The organism is Paraburkholderia diazotrophica (genome assembly GCF_038900755.1).
GTDB classification, from domain to species: Bacteria; Pseudomonadota; Gammaproteobacteria; order Burkholderiales; family Burkholderiaceae; genus Paraburkholderia; species Paraburkholderia diazotrophica_A.
Genome location: NZ_JBBPEN010000005.1, coordinates 37,498 through 58,984, shown reverse-complemented (window position 1 = coordinate 58,984; position 21,487 = coordinate 37,498). Strand labels below are relative to the sequence as shown.

The following is a 21,487-nucleotide window of genomic DNA, read 5'->3' as shown; positions in this document are numbered from 1 at the left end:
CGCGTTGTGAATCTTCGGCGATGGCTTCGGCTGTTCGATGGAATGGTCGGGGCCGTTTGAGCGGTTTGCTTTATGGAGGATGTCTTGGGATACGGGTTGAGAGGATGGGTTGCGGTTGTGCGTTTGTTATTTGACATAACATAAATTATCAACCATCTGTCTGTAGGTCCTAAATAGAAATGTCGGGGTCCGGGGCACCGGATCTTCATCAGTTACCATGGCTCGCCAATCTCCGCCACTAGCCCTAAACCGGCTCCCGAAGCACCCAGATCACCCCGTCTCGATCCCCAACGCCGTAATCAACCGCTCGCGCCGCGACAACGCCTGCAACGACCGTTTTCCCAAATGCGTCGCGACCAGGTTCAGCAAGCCTTCGCAAAAGATCAGATATGCGCCCATGCTGTTGCTGAAAAAGCTGCTGTCATGGGGAATCAGAAACGCGTGGCGCGCGGGCGGCACCAATGGAGACGCGAGGGTGTCCGTAATCGCGATCACCGTCATGCCGGCTTCGGCGGCAGCCACGGCGGCCTCGGCGACGCTGCGCGTGTAAGGCGCGACGCTCGATGCGACCACCACGTCGCCCGGTTGCAGTTGCGCGAGTCCTTCGGCCACGCCGAGTCCTTGCGCATCGAGCAACGCGACATCCGTACGGATCATCCCGAGCCCGTAGCAAAGAAAGCTCGCAAGCGCGCTGAACTGCCGCAAGCCATGCACGCGAACCCGCGGCGCGCTCGCGAGCAAAGCCGCCGCGCCGCGCAAATCGTCGGGCGACAGCTGCGCAAGAAATGTCTCGACGTTGCCGATCGATTCGCGCGCCAGTTGCGCGACGACCTCGACTTCGGGCGACGATCCGCCATTCACAGGCGTCTGCGTGCGCGCCTTTTTCCCCGCGACGAGCCGCTCCGCCTGATGCGTGTAGAAATGCCGATGGCGCTGCGCGAGCGAATCGCGAAACACGCTCTGGAAATCGGCGAACCCGGTATAGCCGAGCTTCGTGCTGAGTCGCGTGAGCGTCGACGCATTCACGTCCAGCGCCGTCGCCAGATCGGTGATGGTGCGCACGGCCACTTCCTCCGGCCGTTCAAGCAGTCGCGCCAGCACCGTGTGCGCCTTGCCGCCGAGCGACAGACCCGCTTCGTCGCGCCCGATCCGCACCACCAGTTCGCGCAGTCCGTCCACGCTGCGCGGCGCGGTTCCCGTCGTTTCCGGCGCCCTCGCCTCGTCGTCATTCAGAGCCGTGCGGCGCGTGTTGCGTTTGTCTGTGTCCATCGATCAGTCGATACCGTGGCGGCCCGCCTGGCTGTTCATAAACGTCCCATTCTATGTGAGATGCCCTGATCACGATATCGGCGGTGGCGAGCGTGTTTTCGTCGTCCGGGTCGGCGGGGTCGGCGCGATAGATCGGCAGCGACGCGCCGTGCGTATCGGCGAGAATCGCAAGCGGATCAGGCGCGCGGCCCGCTTTGCATCCCTCATCGCGCGCTGCGCTCAACAACGCGTCGCCGCGTGCCTGCCGGTCGCGCGACGAATCCGTGACGACCTGCGGGAAATCGCGCATCGACGGATGGATCGCATGATTCGCATGCAGCGACGGCTGCGTGATCTCTCGCGCCGAAAAGCCATGCGCGCTGAACTCGACACTCAGCAGCGCAGGACTCGCGCAAGCCCCGAGCGTCAGATGGAAACCACCCGCGCGCGGGTTGTCGCACACCACGGCAAGCGCGGCATCGACACTCGGCGCATCCAGCACTGCGCGCGTGAGCACCATGCGCGGCACGCCGGCCTCGACCTGGCGCTGCCGCAGGTTGTTGACCGTCATCGCCAGGCCAGCGTCCGTCACGGCGAACGTATGCCCCGGCAGCGAGCCCGGATACACGAACGCCACAAACCCCGGACTGCCGTCGATACGGCACGCCGCAAGCGCGCAATGTCCGGCGAAACCGGGATCGCCGTCTTCATTGTGGCTGATGCGTTTATCCGCGGCAAACGGCAACTGCACCGTCGTGCATCCATCGGGCGACGCCGCCCAGACGTCACCACGGCAGTTCCAGAGAAAGACTTCGTCGAACGACACGCGCAAGCCGTCGGCGAGCCCCTGCAACTCGGACCAGATGCGCGGAAACCGCTGCCGGACGTGCGCCGCCATCGCGGCTGCCATTGGCGTGCCGCGCCATTGCATCACGTTGCGCCATGCGGGCGTATGAACCAGATGACGATGCACGGCGTCGGCGCCGAAGCGCCCTAACGCCTGGCCCGCCTCATAAGGCGAACCGGAAATTTCGATGAAACCGAGTGCTGGCATGTGTGCGAAATTATTCGACGTGTTGAAGGAAATCACGCAGACGCTGATTCGGCGGATTGTCGAGCAGTTCGGCGGGCGGTCCGTCGACGGCGATATGTCCGTGCTCCATGAAGATGAGCCGCGTGCCGACCTTGCGCGCGAACGCCATCTCATGCGTGACCACGACCATCGTCATCCCCTCTTCCGCCAGCGACTGCATCACGCGCAGCACCTCCTGACGCAGTTCGGGATCGAGCGCCGACGTGGGCTCGTCGAACAGCATCAGCTTCGGCTTCACGGCGAGCGCGCGCGCAATCGCCACGCGTTGCTGCTGTCCGCCCGACAGCTCGCTCGCGTAATGATCGACACGTCCCGCGAGGCCCACCTTCGCGAGGAGTTCGCGCGCAAGCGCCAGCGCTTCGTTTTTGCCCGTGCCGCGCACCTGGCGCGGACCGAACGCGACGTTCTCGAGCGCCGTCATTTGCGGAAACAGGTTGAACTGCTGGAACACCATGCCCGCTTCCCTGCGGATCTCGCGGACTTTCTTCGCCCCGCCCCGCACGCTGATGCCGTCGACGATCAGATCGCCGCCGTCGATATGCTCCAGCGCATTGATGCAGCGCAGGAGCGTCGACTTGCCCGAACCCGACGGACCGATCAGCACCACGACCTCGCCCGCGCGGATGTCCAGATCGACGCCGTCGAGCACTGTCGTCTGTCCGAAGCGCTTCGTCACCTGCTTGAATTCCACCATGTTGGCGAGCGCGTTCATAGTATCCGCATCCTCTTTTCCATCGTGCGCAGACAGAACGTCAGCACACCGATCATGCACAGATAGATGACGGCCACGGCCGTCCAGATTTCGACCGCGCGAAAGTTCGCGGCCATGATCTCCTGCCCCTGGCGGGTCAGCTCGCCGACGCCGATCACGATGAAGAGCGACGTATCCTTCAGGCTCACGATGAACTGGTTGCCGAGCGAAGGCGTCATGCGCCGCACGGCGACGGGCCCGACGACGAACGCCAGCACGCGCCACATCGGCATGCCGAGCGCGAGGCCCGCTTCCTTGAGGCCGCGCGGCACGGACAGAAACGCGCCGCGCACGATCTCGGCGATATACGCGCCCGAGTTGACGACGATCGACACGACGGCGGCCGTCATTGCATCGACGCGCACGTTCAGCAGCACAGGCAGCGCGAAGTAGATGAACATCACCTGCACGACGATCGGCGTGCCGCGCACGAATTCGACATACGCGAACGCGATCTTTTGCACGAGCGCGCTGCCGTAAGCGCGCATCAGGCCGAACAGAAAGCCGACGAGCATGCCGCCCGCGAGGCCCACGATGGTAATGAGCACCGTGAGCCGCGCGCCCTGCAAAAGCGCGGGCAGCGCATCGACGACGACGGACAGATCGAACTGCATGACTTCTCTCCCGAGGACCGCTTATCAGGACTTCGCCGGCTCGACGCCGAACCACTTCTTGTAGATCGCCGCGTACCGGCCGTCGGCCTTGATCTTCGCGAGCGCGGCATTGACCTTCGGCACGAGCGCACTGCCCTTCGGAAACGCGATGCCGTATTGCTGCGCCATCATCTGCGGACCGACCGCCTTCACATGGCCCTTGCCTGCCGTGTTGATGTAATAGAGAACATTCGGCGTGTCGTGCATGGCCGCGTCGACGCGCCCCGTCTGCAGCTCGAGATACGCGTTGTCGATGTTCGGGAACTGGCGCAGGTCGGTGCCCGCGAAGTGCGCTTTCGCGTAATCCGCCGACGATGTGCCCGTCTTGATCGCAAGCGACTTGCCCTTCAGATCGTCCGGGCCCTTGATCGCGCTCGCGACGGGCACCATCAGCGTGAAGCCGCTGTCGTAGTAGCCGTCCGAAAAGTCGATGACCTTCTTGCGCTCGTCCTTGATCGTAATGCCTGCGAGCGCGACGTCGACGTTGTGCGTCTGCAGCGCGGGCAGAATGCCGCTGAAATCCATCGGCTGCAGCTTGTAGTCGATCTTCAGGTCTTTCGCGATGGCCGCCCACAGATCGATATCGAAGCCGACGTACTTGTCGCCCTGCTTGAATTCGAACGGCACGAACGCCGTATCGCAGGCGACCAGCAGGGTCTCGGCGCGCGCCGCATGACCCAGGACGGAAATGGCGACGAGTGCGGCCGCGGCGAGCTTTGCTACGAGTTTCATGACGACACCTTCTGCGTTGGTTGAACGAGGGCAAATCGGGAACGACGGGAAACCGGCAACGACAGCAAGCCGATTTGCGCTGAGTATCTTCTCGCAAATTTATTTGCGCAATAGGGGTGTGCGCAAATTGGCTTGCGAACTGGGTATACCCTGGCGTGGGAGCGGTGACGGGGTCGTATGTCCGATTGGGATGCCGCGATGCGCGAGTGCGGCCGACGGTAGCGCGAGTTGCAGGAACGTCCTTAACTCAGGCTGAAGGCAAACGAAGGGGAACGCGATGCGATGACCTTTCCATCAATCGACAATCGCCGGCTCTTCGATCGCTCGCGTCAGCAGCTCGACAAACGCCTGCATCGTATGCGGCAACGTGCGTCCCGCCATCGTCTGCACCTGCAGCGTTCGCTGATGCAGCTCCGGGTTCGTGATCGGCACGGCCGCGAGTCCATCCGCGTTCAGACGGCTTCTGACGGTCAGATAGCCCGTCAGCGTCACGGCGTCGGTCAGACGCACGAAGCTCTGCAACGCCGCGTGATAGTTGCTCACGAACACCGGCTCGAAGATCAGCCCTTCGAGGCTGCACGAGATATCGAAGAGTTGCCGGATCGTCACGCCCTGGTTGTCCATCGCGAGCGGCCACGTCGTGAGATCGCGCAGCGACACCGATTCGCGCGCCGCAAGTGGATGGCCGCGCCGCACGAGCGCGAAGATCGGCGCGCGCTGCGAATAGTGCACGTTGATCTCCTTCTCCGGCGCGATGCTGAAGCACACGGCAATATCGGCAGTGCCTTCTCTCACCCGCTGCGTCGCAACGGATGGCGCCGACACGTCCAGCTGGAAATGCGTCGACGGATGCGTCTTCAGAAAATGCGCGAACACCTGGGGCAGAAAATGCGGCGCGACGCCTTCCGAACTGGCGACGCGTATCGTCGCGCGGCCGCCCTCGTTCAGCCCGCGAATCTCGTCGATCACGCGCTCGCTTTCGAGCAGGCTGCGCCGCGCATGCTCGGCGAGCAGCCGCCCGGCGTCGCTCAGCACCATGCCGCGCGGGCGCCGCTCGAAAAGCGGCGTGCCCAGTTCCTCTTCGAGCTTGCCGATCTGCCGGCTCAACGCCGACACGGCCACATACAGCCGCTCGGATGCCTTGCTCAGCGACCCGCTGCGGGCCACCTCCAGAAAGTAACGCAGTGCAGTGCTGTCCATGTCGATGGTCGTGTGCTTTGCCGTTTCGGCAACGATTCGTGGCAAATATTGTAATTGTGCAGAAATATCGGCGACCGCACGATCGGCTCAACTGCTTTCGACAAACCCGCAGAGGAGACACGCTGTTGACCCGTGACATCGCCATTCAAAACGCGGCTGGCCAGTACGACTCGGGCCGGTTTCTCGACGACCTCCGGCGCCGCGTCGCGTATCGCACCGAGAGCCAGGAGGCCGACAGCGGCGAGCGCCTGCGCGGCTATCTCGACGACGAACTGACGCCGCTTCTGACGCAATGGGGCTTCGCCTGCCGCGTCGTCGACAATCCCGCCAAAGGCGCGTGCCCATTTCTGATCGCGCATCGGCACGAAGACGACGCGTTGCCGACCGTGCTCAGCTACGGCCACGGCGACGTCGTGCGCGGCTACGACGCGCAGTGGCGCGACGGCCTGACGCCGTGGGACGTGACCGTCGACGGCGAGCGCTGGTATGGCCGCGGCACCGCCGACAACAAAGGCCAGCACAGCATCAACCTTGCCGCGCTGAAGTCCGTGCTCGATGCGCGCGGCGGCAAGCTCGGCTTCAACCTGAAGCTGCTGTTCGAGACGGGCGAGGAAGTCGGCTCGCCGGGCCTGCACGAACTATGTACGCAGTTGCGCGACGAACTCGCCGCCGACGTGCTGATCGCCTCCGACGGTCCGCGTCTTTCCGCCCACCGCCCCACCCTTTTCCTCGGCTCGCGCGGCCTCGTCAATTTCAAGCTCGAACTGAAGCTGCGCGACGGCGGCCATCACTCGGGCAACTGGGGCGGTCTGCTGCGCAACCCGGGCGTCGTGCTCGCGAGCGCGATCGCGTCGATGGTCGATGCGAACGGCAAGATTCTCGTCGAAGGACTGCGCCCGCCGCCCATTCCCGATGCGGTACGCCGCGCGCTCGCCGATATCGCCGTGGGCGGCAATCCGGGCGAGCCGGCCGTCGATGCCGATTACGGCGAGCCCGGCCTCACGCCGACCGAGCGCGTGTTCGGCTGGAACAATCTCGAAGTACTCGCGTTCCGCACGGGCAATCCCGACAAGCCCGTCAACGCGATTCCGCCGCATGCGATCGCGTACATGCAGATCCGCTTCGTCGTCGGCACGGACTGGCGCAACCTCGAATCGATCGTGCGTCGGCATCTGGATGCGCACGGCTTTGGCATGGTCGACCTCGAAGTGGAGCGCGGCGCGCCCGCAACACGCGTCGATCCCGACAACGCATGGGTCCAGTGGGCGCTGCGCTCGCTGCGTCAGACGACGGGCGAAGAGCCCGTGCTGCTGCCGAACCTCGGCGGCACGCTGCCCAACGATGTCTTCGCCGACGTGCTCGGCATGCCGACACTGTGGGTGCCGCACTCGTATCCCGGCTGCTCGCAGCATGCGCCGAACGAACATCTGCTCGGCCCCGTCGTGCGCGACGGGCTGCGCATCATGGCCGGTCTTTTCTGGGACCTCGGCGCGACGGGTATCGACGCATCCAATCCCGCACCGCATGTTTCGACAACCCTTGCATGAGGACGTCGCAATGAGCATTGACTCCGTATCCGCGCATCACGCGACCGAGGGCGCGCAGGCCACCACGCACGCGCCGTCGCGCGCGAGCGTCTCGCGTCTGATCATAGCCACGTCGATCGGCAACGCGCTCGAGTTCTACGACCTGATCGCGTACGGCTACTTCGCGACCACGCTGTCGAAACTGTTCTTCCCCGTACACAACGCGACGATGTCGCTGCTGCTCACGCTCGGCACGTTCGCGCTGTCGTATCTCGCGCGCCCCATCGGCGCGCTCGTGCTCGGCTCGTACAGCGACCGCAAGGGACGCAAGGCGTCGCTGACGCTGTCCATCGCGATGATGACCATCGGCACGGGCATGGTCGCGCTGATGCCGACTTATGCGGCGATCGGCATTCTCGCGCCCGTCGGCATTTTCCTGTCGCGATTGCTGCAAGGCTTCTCGGCGGGCGGCGAGTTCGGCAGTTCGACCGCGTTCCTGATCGAACACGCGCCGCAGCGCAGCGGCTTCATGTCGAGCTGGCAGTTCTCCAGCCAGGGCGCGAGCACGCTGCTCGCATCGGCGTTCGGCGCGGTGCTGACGGGCATGCTCACGCAGCCGCAACTCGAAGGCTGGGGCTGGCGCGTTCCGTTTCTGTTCGGCATGCTGATCGGGCCTGTCGGCCTGTATATCCGCCGGCGGATCGACGAGACGCCCGAATTCGCGCGGATGGAAAAGGCCGAATCGCCCGTGCGCGAACTGCTCGCGACGCAGAAGTCGCGCGTGCTGGTATCGATCGGCGCGCTGGTGCTGACGACGACGGCGCAGTACATCCTTCTCTACATGCCCACTTACGCGTCGCGGCAACTCGGCCTCGCGCCGTCGTCGGGCTTCATCGCGACGCTGGTCGCCGGGCTTATTGTGACGGTGCTGACGCCGTGCGTCGGCCACTGGTCGGACAAGGCGGGCCGCACGCGCATCATGCTCGGCGCGGGCGTGCTGTTTTTCCTGACGGTGTATCCGGCGTTCATGTTCATCAACGCGCATCCGTCGCTGCCGACGCTGCTCGCCGCCGTTACCTGGGTCGCGCTGTTGAAGGCCACCTACTTCGCGCCGATTCCCGCGCTGATGGCCGAACTCTTCCCGACCCGCACGCGCACGACGGGCATGGCGATCGGCTACAACATCGGCACGACGGTGTTCGGCGGATTCACGCCGCTCGCGGTCGCGTCGCTGATCGCGCTGACGGGCAACAATCTCGCGCCCGGACTGTATCTGATGCTCGCCGCCATCGTGAGCCTGCTGACGCTCGTCTGGGCCCGGGCGAAGCTCAACGCGCATTGAACGAATCGACGCGCGGGGACGATCGGTCGGCATGCTTGACTCGACATCACGCACATTCACGAATACGCAAGGAAACAGGCACGCATGCAACACGATTTGCCACAGGAAGTCCGGGACGCCATCCAGTTTTCCGTCGATCACGAATCCGCATGGGATCGCAACGCCGACGGCAAGTTCGGCGTGCACGTGAACGATCCGCCGCCCTGGAACCGGCTGCTCGGGCCGATTCACGATCGCGGGCCGGTGTCGGGCGCGATGGCCGTCGACGGCCGGTTGCTCGCGACGTGGGGCGAGCCGGATCGCGCCGATCTCACGTTCAGCATCGCGAAGACGTATCTGGCGCTGCTCGCCGGCGTCGCGCACGATCGCGGCCTGTTGCCCGATCCCGATGAGCCCGTGCGCGTGCGCGTGCCGGGCATCGGTTTCGACGACGCGCACAATGCGCCCGTCACATGGACGCACCTGCTGCAACAGACGAGCGAATGGCAAGGCACGTGTTTCGGACTGTCCGATCAGGCCGATCACTTTCGCGCAGTCACGTTCGGCGATCCGCCCGACGGCAGGAAAGGCGACTTGCGCCAGTTGCAGCGTCCCGGCACGTACTGGGAATACAACGACGTGCGCATCAACCAGTTGTCGCTCGCGCTGCTGCATCTGTTCAGACGGCCTTTGCCCGACGTATTTCGCGAGTCGATCATGCGGCCCGTGGGCGCGAGCGAGAACTGGCAGTGGGTGGGTTATGACGATGCGTGGGTCGAGATCGGCGGCGCTCGCGTGCAGTCGGTGCCGGGCGGCTCGCACTGGGGCGGTGGCATGTCGATCAGCGCAAACGATCAGTTGAAGGTCGCGCAGATGCTGCTCGACGATGGCCTCGCGAATGGGCGCCGCGTGCTGTCGAGCGAATGGATCGCGCGGATGCGCACGCCTTGCGCACTCGCGCCCTTCTATGGCGCGCTGGTGTGGCTCAATACAGGACGGCGCGTGTTCCCGAGCGTGCCGGAGTCGAGCTACTTCGGCGTCGGCGCGGGGAGTTCGTTCATGTGGATCGAGCCGGAGCGACGGATCGCGCTGATCGTGCGCTGGCTCGATTCGCAGTTCGCGGATGCGTTCTTCGGCAAGATGCTTCAAGCCGTCGATGCCGTATGCTCGCGATAACGCGCGCTGAACGATGTATGCGATGCGGTGCCGCCGATGTATCGATCGCGGCGCGCGCATCACGGGTTGCCTCAGGGCGATGCCTACTGCACCGCTACATCGCCCGTCCGACGATCAGCGGGTCCACGGGACCGATCACGTCGACGTCGCGATTCGCATACGGCAGCTTGTGCAGCACGAAGCGCATTGCATTGAGACGCGCGCGCTTCTTGCAATCGGAACGCACGACCGTCCACGGCGTGTCCGCGGTATCCGTATGCGTGAACATCGCCTCCTTAGCCTGCGTGTACTCGTCCCATTTGTCGAGCGACGCCAGATCGACGGGGCTGAGCTTCCATTGCTTCAGGGGATGCACCCGGCGCTCCTTGAAGCGCCGAGCCTGCTCTTCGCGGCTCACCGAAAACCAGAACTTCACGATGTGGATGCCGCTTTGCGCGAGATGCCGCTCGAACGCGGGCACCTGCTGCATGAACTCGGTGTACTCGGTTTGCGAGCAGAATCCCATCACCCGTTCGACGCCCGCGCGGTTGTACCATGAGCGGTCGAACAGCACGATCTCTCCCGACGTCGGCAGATGCTGGACATAGCGCTGGAAATACCACTGCCCACGCTCCTGTTCCGTCGGCTTTTCGAGCGCAACCACGCGCGCGCCGCGCGGATTCAGATGCTCCATGAAGCGCTTGATCGTGCCGCCCTTGCCTGCCGCGTCGCGCCCTTCGAAGAGAATCATCACGCGCTGGCCCGTTTCGCGCACCCACGCCTGCAGTTTCAATAGCTCGACCTGCAAGCGGTACTTCTGCTTCTCGTACGCCCTGCGTGACATCAGGTTCAGATACGGATAGCCGCCTTCGCGCAATGCGGGCGACAGTTCGTCGTCGGGGTGGCGGCTCTTCGTTGCGGACCACGTCGCCGGGTTGCCTTCCAGCAGGAGACCGCGCAACGCGCTCACTTCGTCGGCGGACATGCCGTCCATCAGCGTCTTGACGGTATGGATCAATGTGTCACCGCGCTGGTCCTGGCGTTGCCCCGCGTGTGCTTCGAGCACGGCTTGCACGCTGTTCCCAAGCAGGTCGTTGGCGGCCGCGACGGCGTGGCTCGTCTGCGCAAGCTCAGCCGATTTCGCCGTATGCCCGGGTATCACGTCGCCGCGCGATGCGCGGCGCGCACCGGGTTCATGCGCCGCGTGCGCCGTCGAAGGCGCTTGCTGCATCGGTACGTCTGGATTGTCATGCTGCGCTGTCAACTTCATTGCCTCCCGTTGGCGTTGAACTCCGAACCGCATGCATGTCGCCGTGCGTCGTTTGCGCGCGCATGCCGGCCCTCACATCTCTTCATGCAACCGTGGGCCGTCAAGCGGCGGCGCTGGCCTTTCTGAGGATGGCGTACAGACTGTCCTTGATCCGCAGCTTTTCTTTCTTGAGGGCTTCGATACGGATGCTATCGGCAGGCGCGACACCCGTCTCCATGTTGCGAACCTGATGGTCGAGTTCGTTGTGCCGCTCGAACAGCCGGGCGAAATGCGCGTCTTCGTTCTTCAGGCGCGAGATCAGATTGCGATACTCGGGAAACATGGCCACTCCTCGTACGGTGTCGGTTAATCGCTCAAGATCATTGTCGCACCGGGGATGGCCTTCTCAAATAATACGGATGGCTAATTACTGTGTCATGTGGTCGCATCCAATGCGCTGCAAGAGCAAAGCCGGTGATCGGCGTCAACGGACATCGTCAGCGTTCTGCGCCATCGAGCGCGGTGAGGATTTTGTACGCCGCGGCCACTCTGTCTTCGATCGGAAAATTTCTGTTCGCGAGAATCACGATGCCGAGACGCCTTGCCGGAACGAAAGCCACGTATGAACCGAAGCCATTGGTCGAGCCCGTCTTGTTGATCCAGACGTTGTGCTGCGGCGCGAGAGGCGGCTTGATTTCGGTCACGGGCGTCGCGTTCAGGGCCATCGACGGGCCGTTGCCCTCCAGCAGCGACTTCAGCGCGACGGGATACGGGTACTGCTCCCAGATCAGATCCTGCGTCATCGGCCCTGCCGCGAAGTAGCCGGTGTGCGTATCGGTGATCGCGCGTTGCAGTTGCGCATCGAGCCTGAGCAGACCCATGTTCGCGTCGATGAAACGGAGCATGTCGGCGGCCGTCGACTTGACGCCGTACGCTTGCGGCGCGAGCACGCCCCCTGCCATCCGGATTGGCTTGCCGTCCTTCGTGTAACCCTGTGCGTAATCGGCCGCGCGATCGACGGGGACGTCGATGAAGCTGTTCTTCATTCCCAGCGCGGGAAAAAGCCGCCGCTCGATCAGCGCCGTGAAATCCTGTCCCATGCTTTTCGCCGCGATCAGGCCGAGCGTGCCTATGCCAGGGTTCGCGTAGGTGCGATACGTACCCGGCGCGTACGTGGGCCGCCACGCGTTGAAGTAGCTCATCAACTGGCTTTCGTCGTGGATATCGTCGGGCACCTGAAGCGGCAGGCCGCCCGGCGTATGCGTGCCGAGATCGAGCAGGCTCACGCGGCCGAACGGGCTGCCGCGCAACGACGGCAGATACGTCCCGACGCTATCGGACAGCGCCAGCCGATGATCGACCTGCGCCCACGCCGTCAACGTCGCCGTGAACGTCTTGCTCACCGAGCCCAGTTCGAACAGCGTGTCGTTCGTGACGGGCGCGTGGGTTTGCGTCGACGCGACGCCATAGTTGATCACCCATGGCTTGCCCGCATCGACGATGCCGACGGCAACGCCCGGAATCCTGTCCTTCGCCATCAGCGGGCGGATGGCTTCGTCGACCGCGCGTTGGACCCGGACAGGCACCGCATCGGCCGCATGGCTCGCCGCCGGCATCGCGCACAACGCGCCGAGCATCGCAGCCGCGACGGGTCGCGCCGCCCTTCCCACGTCCAACACCCGAGATGCAACCTCAGCTATCGCACTGCCCCATACCATCGTCGTGAACCGTCGCCGCATCATCATTGCGTCTCCTTGAAGAGCCGCCACTATCGCGTTTCGGCGTCCCGCTGACAAACGATGATAAATTGGCCCATACCCCAGAAAATCTTATGACTCGATCATGCGACCGTATCTGCCACTGAACGCGCTGCGCGCCTTCGAATCGTCCGCCCGGCACCTGAGCTTCACGCGCGCCGCGCTCGAACTGAACGTCACGCAGGCGGCCGTCAGCCAGCAGGTGAGGATGCTCGAAGAAAGGCTCGGCGCGACGCTCTTCAAGCGCCTGCCGCGCGGACTCGCGATCACGGATGAAGGACTCGCGCTGCGCCCCGTGCTCAGCGATGCGTTCGACCGCATCGAGGCCGTGCTGCGGCAGTTCGAAGGCGGCCACTTTCATGAGGTGCTGACGATCGGCGCAGTCGGGACGTTCGCGGTGGGATGGCTGATGCCGCGCCTGAAGTCGTTTCATGACGCGCACCCGTTCGTCGAACTGCGGATGATGACAAACAACAATCTCGTCGACCTCGCTGCGAAAGGTCTCGACTTCGCAATCCGCTTCGGCGATGGCACCTGGCCCGGCTCGCGCGCGCTGAAGCTGTTCGATGCGCCGCTATCGGTGCTGTGCGCGCCCGAAATCGCGCAGAGATTGCGCTCGCCCGCCGATCTCGCCGCCGAAAAGCTTTTGCGCTCGTATCGCGCCGACGACTGGTCGAACTGGTTCGCCGCCGCGGGTCTCGCGCCGCGTCCCGTGCGCGGGCCGGTGTTCGATTCGTCGCGGCTGATGGTCGAAGCGGCGATGCAAAGCGCCGGCGTCGCGCTCGCGCCGGCGTCGATGTTCGAGCGCGATCTGGCGATGGGCCGTCTCGTGCGTCCATTCGACATCGACGTGCAGGCGGGCAGCTACTGGCTCACGTGGCAAAAAGGCAAGCCGGCAACACCCGCGATGCGCGCGTTCAATCAATGGATTGTGCAGGCCGCGGGCGAAACGAGCCGGCCGCCTGACGACGGCTTCATGCAGATGGCCGCAGCGCTCGATGCCGTCGGGCAAACGCCCCGCTCCACCGATGCATCGTGACGACGCGTGACAGAACGCCTGACAAAACGGCCAGGCCACCAAGCGCAAAGCCAAAGAAAATCACATCTCCGTCAGATGCGCAGCCGCCGACGTTTCGCGCGGCTGTCCGCCGAGCTTGATGGGCGGCACCACCATCACCGACAGCACCGCGCCCAGACAGATCACGAAGATCGAGAGAAACGTCAGATGCAGCGAGTGATGCAGCGCCGAGCGCACCATCTCGTTGCCCGCGAGCGCCGCCTGCGCCGCGCCGGGCGTCGCGTCGAGCAGCGAGCGCAACTGGTCGGATGTGATCGACATGCCTTTGAAATGGCTCAGCCCGAAGTTCAGCACCGCGCCGAAAATGGCCGCGCCGAGCGTGCTGCCCAGATTGCGCGCGAACAGGTTCGACGCGGTCGCCGAGCCGCGCTGCATCGGCTGCACGATCTCCTGGATCAGCATCAGCGAGCTGACGCTGACCATCCCCATTCCAAGGCCCATCACGAGCGAGCCGACGCCCGCCAGCACCGGCGAGCTTTGCGGATTGAGCACCGCGAACGCTATCGCGCCGAGCGGCAGAAAGAAGCTGCCGCCGACCAGCGTGCGCCGCAGCCCGAGCCGATGAAACGCCTTCGCGGCGAAGGTCGCGCCCGACGGCCAGCCGACCATCATCATCGTCAGCGCGAGACCCGCGACGACGGGCGACTGGTTCAGCACGCCCTGCACGTACATCGGCAGGAACGTGGTGAGCCCCATCAGCGCCATGCCCGACAGCACGGTCGCGACATTGCACGCGGCGATGGGACGATGGCTCCACAGCGCGAACGAAATCATCGGTTCGGGAACGCGCCGCTCGTGCCACACGAAGAACGCGCTGCTCACGACGAAGAGCGCCACTTCGAACAGCGCGCGGCCGTCGTTCTCCGAGCCGGCATCCGTGAGCGCCATCATCAGCGCGCCGATCGCGACGGTGAAAAGCAACGCGCCCAGCATGTCGATCGATGGACGCTGGTGGCGCTTCTCCTCATGCAGGTACGAGAAGAAACCATATGCCGCGAGAACGCCGATCGGCACGTTGATCCAGAAGATCCACGACCACGACAGATCGCGGATCAGCAGACCGCCCGCCATCGGCCCGATCACCGCGGAGATCGCCCATACGCTCGCGAGATAGCCCTGGATCTTGCCGCGTTCGCGCGCCGGATACAGGTCGCCGACGATGGTCAGCGTCACCGGCTGGATCGCGCCCGCGCCGAGCCCCTGGATCAGGCGGAACACGATCATCGCGGGCATCGACCATGCGAAGCCCGCGCCGAGCGAGCCGATCAGGAAGATCGCGATGCCCACGAGCACGGTCGGCTTGCGGCCGTACAGATCGGCGAGCTTGCCGAACACGACGGTCATCGCCGTCTGCGCGAGCAGGAAGGACGAGAAGACCCAGCTATAGAGGCGCAATCCGCCGAGTTGCGTGACGATCTGCGGCATGGCCGTCGATACGATGGTGGCTTCGATAGCCACCATCGCCATCGACGCCATCACGGACGCGATGACGAGGGGACGCCTCGTCTGAGGATGATTCGACATGGGGAGCGATGATGTGGAGTGCGCCGCGCACACAAAAACCGCAAGCCGGCTGAAACTCCGCTGAAACACGGATTCTGCGCAAGCCATACGGTGCGGGCAAAGAAAAGTATGCTACCGCTTAATTCGGTTTCTTGCACTTGGTTGTGCGTGCATCCAGGCGTTCTTTCTTGCGTCTTTGCTCCGCTCGCAAGTCTCGCAAGGCGCGAGGCTCAGGAGCGTCATGTACATCCCGCCGCAAGCCGACGCGCCAACGTCTGCGCGCCCGGCATGTCGAGACGCAGTGATGCATACGCGCTGCGCTTCACATCGTCGGGCAGGGTCCAGTCCCACTTCTCGTTGTCGATGTTGCCGATTGCGCGCAACGCGTCGCGGGTCTGCGCGGGCGTCAGCGCGGCGATGCGTTGCAGCGCGTCCTTCACCGGCTCCGCGCCCGACGTGCGCACGCTGACCGTCGGCCCCTGGTTCCATGCGTCGAGTCCTTCGGCGCGCAATAGCACGACGAGCGCATCGTTGATCCAGTCGCCGGACCATGTGGCGAGTATCGTGCTGCCGCCGTGTGTGAAGACGACTCGCGAGGCCAGTTCGTTCGACGCGAAAAAGCGCCGCGCCTCTTCGAGCAATTCGCGGCCCGTCGCATCGACGAACACGACGGGCTCTGCATCGTTGAGCACATTGAACATCTCGCGCCGAACCTCGTCGTGCACGAGCGAGCCGCCTCCGTCGAACACGGGCGGCACGCCGCCCTGATCCGGCTTTACGTAGACGGTTTTCTTGCCCGCGTCGACTTCCTGCACGCGCCAGCGCTGACCGCCGAACACGATGCCCTGGCCCGCCGTCAACGGTCGCGACACGGGCAGCGAGCCCAGCACCTTCGCGCCGGCGACGATGCGGAACTCGTCGTCGGTCGTGAACGACGCATAGAACTCGTAGTGGTTGACGAGCCGCTCGCCCGCCACGCCGTGCAACAGCAAGCCGCCCGCTTCCTGCACGAGCAGATCCTTCGCGCCGAGGCTGCGCAGGATGGCAGCGAACGTCGCCTTGTCGATCGAACCGAACGGGCCGTTCGCGACCAGCATGTCCCACAGTTCGCTCGCCGTCGCGCCGCCGCGTTCGGCGATGATCGACAGCACCTGCTGCACGAGCGTCGACGGATGCATGCCGCCCGCGCGCGGCGGCTCGAACCAGCCGCGCAGCAGCAGATTCACCATCGCCACCGACTGCACGAGGCTTTCGCGCAACCGGTCCGACAGATCGGCGCCGCTGTGCAATTCGGCTTCGACGCAATAGCAGCGCAGAATCGCCGCTTCGCCCTTACGGCGCCCCGAGCGTCCGAGCCGCTGCCGCAAGCTCGCCACCGACGGCGGCGCGCCCGCCTGCACGACGCTCTTTACCGCGCCGATGTCGATGCCCAGTTCGAGCGTCGTCGTGCAGACGGCGCTCGCGGGCCGGTCGCCCGCTTTCAGCGCCTGTTCCGTCTGCTCGCGCAATTCCTTCGACAGGCTGCCGTGATGCGGCCAGAACTCGTTCGGATAGCCGTCGCGTTCGCACGCGCGGCGCAACAGGTCGGCGTAAAGCTCGACCTGCCGGCGGCTGTTCGGAAAGATCAGATTGTTCGAGCCGCGCAGCGCCTTATACATGTGATTCGCGACATCGACGGTGCTGCCGGGCACGACGTCTTCGAGACCGGGATGCTCAATATCGGGCTCGAAGTGAATGCGCGGCGGCTTCTCGACATAGCCCTTGATCAGAATCTTCAGTTCCTGGCCCGCGCTGCCCGATTCGATGATCTGCACGTTCTGCGCCGCGCGTGGCCGCAAAAATTCGGCGGCGAGGCGCATGTCGCCAAGCGTCGCCGACAGGCCGACGCGCGGCACGCTGCGCGCGGACACGCGCTCGACACGCTGCATCAGCGACTGCAACTGCATGCCACGCTCGGAGCCGATGAACGCGTGCAGCTCGTCGACGACGACATAGCGCAGCGCGCCGAATGTCGCGGCCAGCGATGCGCCGCGCGTGACGAACATCGCTTCGAGCGATTCGGGCGTGATCAGCAGCACGCCTGTGGGCTTCTTCACAAAGCGCTGCTTGCGGCCCGACGATACATCGCCATGCCAGCCGGTGACGGGAATCTCCAGCGCTTCGCACAGATCGTCGAGCCGCGACCACTGATCGTTGATCAGCGCCTTCAGCGGACTGATGTAGAGCACCGACCCGCTGCACGGTTCGTCGCGCAGCAGGTTCGAAAGAATGGGGAGAAACGCGGCTTCCGTCTTGCCTGCCGCCGTGGCCGCCGCGATGATCACGTCGCGATCGGCGTCGATCAGCGCGGGCACCGCGCGTTCCTGCGCGTCGCGCAGTTCGGTCCAGCCTTCGCGCCAGATCCAGCGGCGAATGCGCTCGTCGAGCAGATCGAAGCTGCGCGAATCAGTTGAGCCGGAAGCTGGCGAGCTCATCGTCGCTGTCGGGAGCGGCGTCGTTGACGATGTCGGCCGCGCCGCCCGTGTCGCGCTCGATCTCCATGCTGCCTATCAGTTCGCGCCAATCCGCCGACGGATTCTGCTCCAGCACGGCGAGAAAATTGATGAACGCGGTGATCGTCGTGCGCGGCGTGCGGAAGTACGCTTCGCCCAGACGCGTCGCGCAGTGCGCCATGAACGCGGGAATCGCTTCCTCGGGCACGAGCGCCTTGCTCGCGTCGCCGAATGCGTAGACGACGCGCAGCTTGTCGAGCAGCACGTAGAAGTCTTCCGGCGTGAGCGCGGCGAGGCGGATCACGGGGCCGCTGTAGTCGACGAGCCCGTTCGTCGCGAACGCGTTCTCCGCGAGACGCGATTGCAGCGCCGCATAGCTGTACAGGCCGCGGCGCGTATCGAGCAGAAACTCCGGCGTGCCGCCGAGCACGAAGCCGAGCCCTTCCGCCGTGCCTTGCAGCGAATCGTTGAGGATGCGCAGCAGCTGTTCGTAGTTCGCGTTGCGCGCCTGGAGATTTGCGAGCTTGTACAGGTTCACCATTTCGTCGAGGCACACCATCAGGCCGCTATAGCCCGCGAGCCGCACGAAGCGGCCGAGCAGCTTCAGCTGGTCGTACATGTTCGCGTCGTCGACGATCGTGCGCACGCCGAGCGCCTGGCGCGCGTCGGTTCGGGTCGTGAACTCGCCGCGCAGCCAGCGCACGGCATCGCTCTTCAGCTTCTCGTTGCCTTCGTCGAAGCCGCGGCAGTATGCGGCGATCACGTCGGCGAAATCGTAGCCGTTGACCATCTCCGTCAACTGCGAAAGCTGCGCGCGGATCACTTCGTCGCTGGTGCGGCCCGTCGCCTTCGCTTCCGTCTTCGCCTGGCCGATGAACTTCTCGACCACGCCCGCGAGCGCGCCGCCTTCGGGCTTCGTGCGCGTCGCCATGTTCTTCACGAGCTCCGCGTACAGCGAGCGCGCCTGGCCGCCCGACGCATGCAGACGCCGGTCCGGATTCAGATCGCCATGAACGGTGACGAGCTTTTTTTCGAGCGCGATCGCGCGCACGAGATTCAGGAAAAACGTCTTGCCCGCGCCATATTCGCCGACGACGATGCGAAACGCCGAGCCGCCGTCCGCAACGCGTTCGACATCCTTCAGCAGCGCCTCGAGTTCGCGCGCGCGGCCGACCTGGATCAGATGCTGCCCGATGCGCGGCACGACGCCGGCGCGCAGGGATTGCAGGACCGCGTCGCGGTCCCTGGGGCGAATCGTTGTCATGCAGCCAACCTTTGTGCGACTTCCTGATTGATTTCGACGGGATCGTCCCCGTCCGTGAGCGGCTCGTCCCAACGGTCGAGCGACGCCTCGTTTACCTGTTCGATCGCGCCATCCAGCATCAGTTCGAGATGCGACGCGGCGGCGGCGAGATCGGCGCGCGTCCACGATGCTCGCGTCACGAGCAGGCGCAGGAAGGACGAGTGCGCGTCGTCGAGGCCGAGAAGTGGGGCTTGCGTTTCGTCGTCGTTGCGCGTTGCTTCGGACGTCGTTGCTTCAGACCGCATTGCTTCAGACGTTTGCCGCACATCAGGCGCCGACGCTGCCGGTTCGGCCAGCATTTCGCGTTCCTCTTCGCGGACGGTTTGCTCCCGGTTCACTTCGACGGGTACGGGCGGCTTCGCTTCCATAGCCTGGCTGTGCGCCGCTGCGGCAGTTCCATGCGCCTCTTCGACGAATACGTCCGCCAGCATCGACGATACGCGCGCCGTTTCCTCCTTCAGCGCGGCGATACGCGCCGCGTCGAGCGCGAACGCCGGCTTTGGCGCGGCGTGCTTCTGCGTATCGGCGTGCCTATGTGCCCTCGCGTTCGCGGTCCCCGCCGATGCCGGCGCGCCGCTCGCGTGCTGATGCAGATCCGTATAAAGGCGCTGCGGATCGATGTCGAGCATCCGGTACACCTTTTCCAGCAGCCTGACTTCGTCTCGCGACACGACGCCGTCCGCGTTCGCCGTATGCACCAGAAACGATGCGATCGTCGCCTTCACGTCCAGCGACAGCGGCTCCAGCTTTTTCTTCAGCCCGGCAGCGGCCGTCGGTTGCGCAAGTTGCACGAGATTACGCGCTTTCAGCCGCGCGCGCTGCTGCGCTGACAGGTGCGGCCACTGCTCGATCTGCCATTCGATCACGGCCGTCTCGCGCTGCGTCGCATCGCCGTCCGCGCGTGCGACCGTCGCGGCCAGATCGACGATGATCGTTGCGACGTCATACGCGTCGTCGGTATGCAGCGGGGCCGCGTCGGGCTCGATTGCAAACAGCGCGACGGCGTCCGTCGGTTTCGGCGTGCGCGCGCCGAGGCGCACGTCGGGTTCGACGGCGATGCCCGCTTCGGCGAGCGCCGTCGTGAACACGACGGCCTTGTCGCGTGTCATCTTGCCACCCGATCTGAAACGCGCGAGCACCGCGCCGAATGTGCTGACGGCGGTCTCATGCTCGATTTCGTCGGCGAGCGCGTCGATCGCATCGTGCGTCGCTTGCGGCCACATGTTCGCGGGCAGCATCAGCGTCGCTTCGAGCGTGCCCTGCGCTTCGGGATAGCGACCGAGATAGCGGCTGTACGCATCGAGCGTCGCAGCGCTCTCGTGCATCAGCAGTTGCAGCTTGTTGCGCGTGCCGTTGACGGCCGCGATATCGGGCAGGCCCACCAGAAAGCCCGGCACGGGCACGCTCTTCAGCGCGCGGAACGACGGCTGCGGCGACGCGTCCAGCTTCGTCCGGTTCGCGGGCAGGATCATGCCGTCGCCGAAACGCTCGCGATACTGGCACATGAACACGCGATCGAATTCCTCGGGACAGCGCGCGACGGCCGTACGCCGCACCATCATCGGATCGAGCTTGACCCACGCGAGCGCCCAGTCAGCAGGCAGCGGATGCTGGTCGAGCGCCGCCTGGCCGAACGCGACGCGCACGTTCAGCGGCACCTGATAACCCGTCGCCAGGCCGTCCGGCGCGGGCTGCAGATACATCCGCGTATGACGCGACGCCATCAGCGAAAGCGCATCGAGCAGACCGCGCACGTGTTTTTGCCATGCGTAGTTCGCGTCGAGATTCAGCAGGCGTCGCAGTTCTTTCGCGATTGCGTTGAATTCGTCGCCGCGCACCTTGCCCGCCGCGCCGTCGACGAGCACGCGCCGCTCCAGCCCGTACAGATAGAAGAACAGATAGCCGGTGTGGACGTCCGATTTCCGCCGGTCCGACGCGAGCCATTCGACATACGTGCGGCGCTGCGCCGGCGTGAGGCCGCCGTAGCTGAGCGCGGTGCTGCCGAGGCTCTCGCTCGGGTCCGCGCCCTCGCGAGCGAAATCGAAGCGCGCGTCGATCACGCATGCTTCAATCGAATCGGCGTGCGAGCGCTGCACGTCGCCTGCGTAGAAAAAGCCTCCCTCGACCGCGATGCCGCCGAGCTCCACGTGCTCGCCGGGCGCGATCCAGCGCGCGGACGAACGCACGGATGCATGCGCAGACGGCCGCACGCCGCCGGGCGCGGGCCGGATGCGGTAAGCATCGGCGTGCGTGCCGGCTTCGGTCATCGATGCAAACGGCTCGTCGTCGTATGAGCCGGGAGAACTTGTCATGAAATAGCCTGGCTCAGCGCGAGCCTTGTGATATCCGGATGAAATTTGCGATGCAAAACGTGATGCCAGTAGTGCCAGTGACGGCAGCAGCACGGCGGAAGACTCGATCGGTTC

17 protein-coding genes are annotated in these 21,487 nt (G+C 64.9%); 4 read left to right on the top strand and 13 right to left on the bottom strand.

Going from position 1 to position 21,487, the window contains the following annotated elements; genetic code table 11:
• Positions 1-270 precede the first annotated feature (270 nt).
• The 6 genes from AABE10_RS17215 to AABE10_RS17190 all read right to left on the bottom strand — a co-directional run bounded on the left by AABE10_RS17215 (position 271) and on the right by AABE10_RS17190 (position 5,677).
• Positions 271-1,269, bottom strand: coding sequence for a MurR/RpiR family transcriptional regulator (locus tag AABE10_RS17215; RefSeq protein WP_342934491.1), 999 nt, complete (start codon positions 1,267-1,269; stop codon positions 271-273).
• Positions 1,226-2,302: a C45 family peptidase gene (locus AABE10_RS17210; protein WP_342934490.1), complete on the bottom strand. Its 1,077-nt coding sequence runs from the start codon at positions 2,300-2,302 to the stop codon at positions 1,226-1,228. Before AABE10_RS17210 ends, AABE10_RS17215 begins: the two co-directional genes overlap by 44 nt.
• A gap of 10 nt (positions 2,303-2,312) precedes the next feature.
• Positions 2,313-3,053 (bottom strand): glutamine ABC transporter ATP-binding protein GlnQ, encoded by a 741-nt coding sequence (gene glnQ / locus AABE10_RS17205; RefSeq protein ID WP_342934489.1) that lies wholly within the window; start codon positions 3,051-3,053, stop codon positions 2,313-2,315.
• A complete protein-coding gene (gene glnP, locus AABE10_RS17200) occupies positions 3,050-3,706 on the bottom strand; it encodes a glutamine ABC transporter permease GlnP (protein WP_342934488.1) in 657 nt (218 codons plus the stop codon). The genes glnQ and glnP overlap by 4 nt, the downstream gene beginning before the upstream one ends.
• 24 nt (positions 3,707-3,730) lie before the next feature.
• Positions 3,731-4,477, bottom strand: coding sequence for a glutamine ABC transporter substrate-binding protein GlnH (glnH, locus tag AABE10_RS17195; RefSeq protein WP_342934487.1), 747 nt, complete (start codon positions 4,475-4,477; stop codon positions 3,731-3,733).
• A 294-nt stretch (positions 4,478-4,771) separates the two neighbouring features.
• Entirely contained in the window at positions 4,772-5,677 is a 906-nt protein-coding gene (locus tag AABE10_RS17190) for a LysR family transcriptional regulator (protein ID WP_342934486.1), read from the bottom strand.
• Positions 5,678-5,802: 125 nt separating this feature from the next.
• Between AABE10_RS17190 and AABE10_RS17185 the strand changes: the two genes are divergently transcribed.
• The 3 genes from AABE10_RS17185 (at position 5,803) to AABE10_RS17175 (ending at position 9,700) form a co-directional block, all read left to right on the top strand.
• Positions 5,803-7,224: a M20 family metallopeptidase gene (locus AABE10_RS17185; RefSeq protein ID WP_342934485.1), complete on the top strand. Its 1,422-nt coding sequence runs from the start codon at positions 5,803-5,805 to the stop codon at positions 7,222-7,224.
• Positions 7,225-7,234: 10 nt separating this feature from the next.
• Entirely contained in the window at positions 7,235-8,545 is a 1,311-nt protein-coding gene (locus AABE10_RS17180) for an MFS transporter (RefSeq protein WP_342934484.1), read from the top strand.
• 84 nt (positions 8,546-8,629) lie between these two features.
• Positions 8,630-9,700, top strand: a complete 1,071-nt coding sequence (locus AABE10_RS17175) for a serine hydrolase domain-containing protein (protein WP_342934483.1) — start codon at positions 8,630-8,632, stop codon at positions 9,698-9,700.
• A 94-nt stretch (positions 9,701-9,794) separates the two neighbouring features.
• Here the strand turns inward: AABE10_RS17175 and ppk2 are convergent, their stop codons facing one another.
• The 3 genes from ppk2 to ampC form a co-directional block, all read right to left on the bottom strand.
• The gene (gene ppk2, locus AABE10_RS17170) at positions 9,795-10,910 is read right to left on the bottom strand and encodes a polyphosphate kinase 2 (RefSeq protein WP_342934893.1); all 1,116 of its coding nucleotides are present in this window, start codon (positions 10,908-10,910) and stop codon (positions 9,795-9,797) included.
• 139 nt (positions 10,911-11,049) lie between these two features.
• Positions 11,050-11,271, bottom strand: a complete 222-nt coding sequence (locus tag AABE10_RS17165; protein WP_342934482.1) for a YdcH family protein — start codon at positions 11,269-11,271, stop codon at positions 11,050-11,052.
• 154 nt (positions 11,272-11,425) lie between these two features.
• Positions 11,426-12,565 (bottom strand): class C beta-lactamase, encoded by a 1,140-nt coding sequence (gene ampC, locus AABE10_RS17160; RefSeq protein WP_342934892.1) that lies wholly within the window; start codon positions 12,563-12,565, stop codon positions 11,426-11,428.
• 205 nt (positions 12,566-12,770) lie between these two features.
• On the opposite strand from ampC, the gene AABE10_RS17155 reads away from it, so the two are divergent.
• Positions 12,771-13,724 carry a LysR family transcriptional regulator gene (locus AABE10_RS17155; protein WP_342934481.1) on the top strand — a complete coding sequence of 318 codons (954 nt, stop codon included), beginning with the start codon at positions 12,771-12,773 and terminating at the stop codon, positions 13,722-13,724.
• A gap of 60 nt (positions 13,725-13,784) precedes the next feature.
• Here the strand turns inward: AABE10_RS17155 and AABE10_RS17150 are convergent, their stop codons facing one another.
• From AABE10_RS17150 to AABE10_RS17135, 4 genes are all read right to left on the bottom strand, one after another.
• On the bottom strand, positions 13,785-15,287 hold the full coding sequence (locus AABE10_RS17150; RefSeq protein WP_342934480.1) for an MDR family MFS transporter: 1,503 nt from the start codon (positions 15,285-15,287) through the stop codon (positions 13,785-13,787).
• A gap of 218 nt (positions 15,288-15,505) precedes the next feature.
• The gene (locus tag AABE10_RS17145; RefSeq protein WP_342934479.1) at positions 15,506-17,740 is read right to left on the bottom strand and encodes a DEAD/DEAH box helicase; all 2,235 of its coding nucleotides are present in this window, start codon (positions 17,738-17,740) and stop codon (positions 15,506-15,508) included.
• Complete coding sequence (locus AABE10_RS17140; protein WP_342934478.1) at positions 17,712-19,022, bottom strand: ATP-binding protein; 1,311 nt, start codon at positions 19,020-19,022, stop codon at positions 17,712-17,714. Before AABE10_RS17140 ends, AABE10_RS17145 begins: the two co-directional genes overlap by 29 nt.
• A complete protein-coding gene (locus AABE10_RS17135; RefSeq protein WP_342934477.1) occupies positions 19,019-21,373 on the bottom strand; it encodes a TerB N-terminal domain-containing protein in 2,355 nt (784 codons plus the stop codon). Before AABE10_RS17135 ends, AABE10_RS17140 begins: the two co-directional genes overlap by 4 nt.
• Positions 21,374-21,487 lie beyond the last annotated feature (114 nt).

Excerpts from the sequence above, each read along its gene's own strand:
- AABE10_RS17165 (WP_342934482.1), bottom strand. The coding sequence starts at position 11,271 with ATGTTTCCCGAGTATCGCAATCTGATCTCGCGCCTGAAGAACGAAGAC.
- glnQ (WP_342934489.1), bottom strand. The coding sequence starts at position 3,053 with ATGAACGCGCTCGCCAACATGGTGGAATTCAAGCAGGTGACGAAGCGC.
- glnH (WP_342934487.1), bottom strand. The coding sequence starts at position 4,477 with ATGAAACTCGTAGCAAAGCTCGCCGCGGCCGCACTCGTCGCCATTTCC.
- AABE10_RS17190 (WP_342934486.1), bottom strand. The coding sequence starts at position 5,677 with ATGGACAGCACTGCACTGCGTTACTTTCTGGAGGTGGCCCGCAGCGGG.
- glnP (WP_342934488.1), bottom strand. The coding sequence starts at position 3,706 with ATGCAGTTCGATCTGTCCGTCGTCGTCGATGCGCTGCCCGCGCTTTTG.
- AABE10_RS17210 (WP_342934490.1), bottom strand. The coding sequence starts at position 2,302 with ATGCCAGCACTCGGTTTCATCGAAATTTCCGGTTCGCCTTATGAGGCG.
- AABE10_RS17140 (WP_342934478.1), bottom strand. The coding sequence starts at position 19,022 with ATGACAACGATTCGCCCCAGGGACCGCGACGCGGTCCTGCAATCCCTG.
- ampC (WP_342934892.1), bottom strand. The coding sequence starts at position 12,565 with ATGCTCGGCGCGTTGTGCGCGATGCCGGCGGCGAGCCATGCGGCCGAT.
- AABE10_RS17180 (WP_342934484.1), top strand. The coding sequence starts at position 7,235 with ATGAGCATTGACTCCGTATCCGCGCATCACGCGACCGAGGGCGCGCAG.
- AABE10_RS17155 (WP_342934481.1), top strand. The coding sequence starts at position 12,771 with ATGCGACCGTATCTGCCACTGAACGCGCTGCGCGCCTTCGAATCGTCC.
- AABE10_RS17175 (WP_342934483.1), top strand. The coding sequence starts at position 8,630 with ATGCAACACGATTTGCCACAGGAAGTCCGGGACGCCATCCAGTTTTCC.
- AABE10_RS17135 (WP_342934477.1), bottom strand. The coding sequence starts at position 21,373 with ATGACAAGTTCTCCCGGCTCATACGACGACGAGCCGTTTGCATCGATG.
- AABE10_RS17150 (WP_342934480.1), bottom strand. The coding sequence starts at position 15,287 with ATGTCGAATCATCCTCAGACGAGGCGTCCCCTCGTCATCGCGTCCGTG.
- ppk2 (WP_342934893.1), bottom strand. The coding sequence starts at position 10,910 with ATGCAGCAAGCGCCTTCGACGGCGCACGCGGCGCATGAACCCGGTGCG.
- AABE10_RS17215 (WP_342934491.1), bottom strand. The coding sequence starts at position 1,269 with ATGGACACAGACAAACGCAACACGCGCCGCACGGCTCTGAATGACGAC.
- AABE10_RS17145 (WP_342934479.1), bottom strand. The coding sequence starts at position 17,740 with ATGAGCTCGCCAGCTTCCGGCTCAACTGATTCGCGCAGCTTCGATCTG.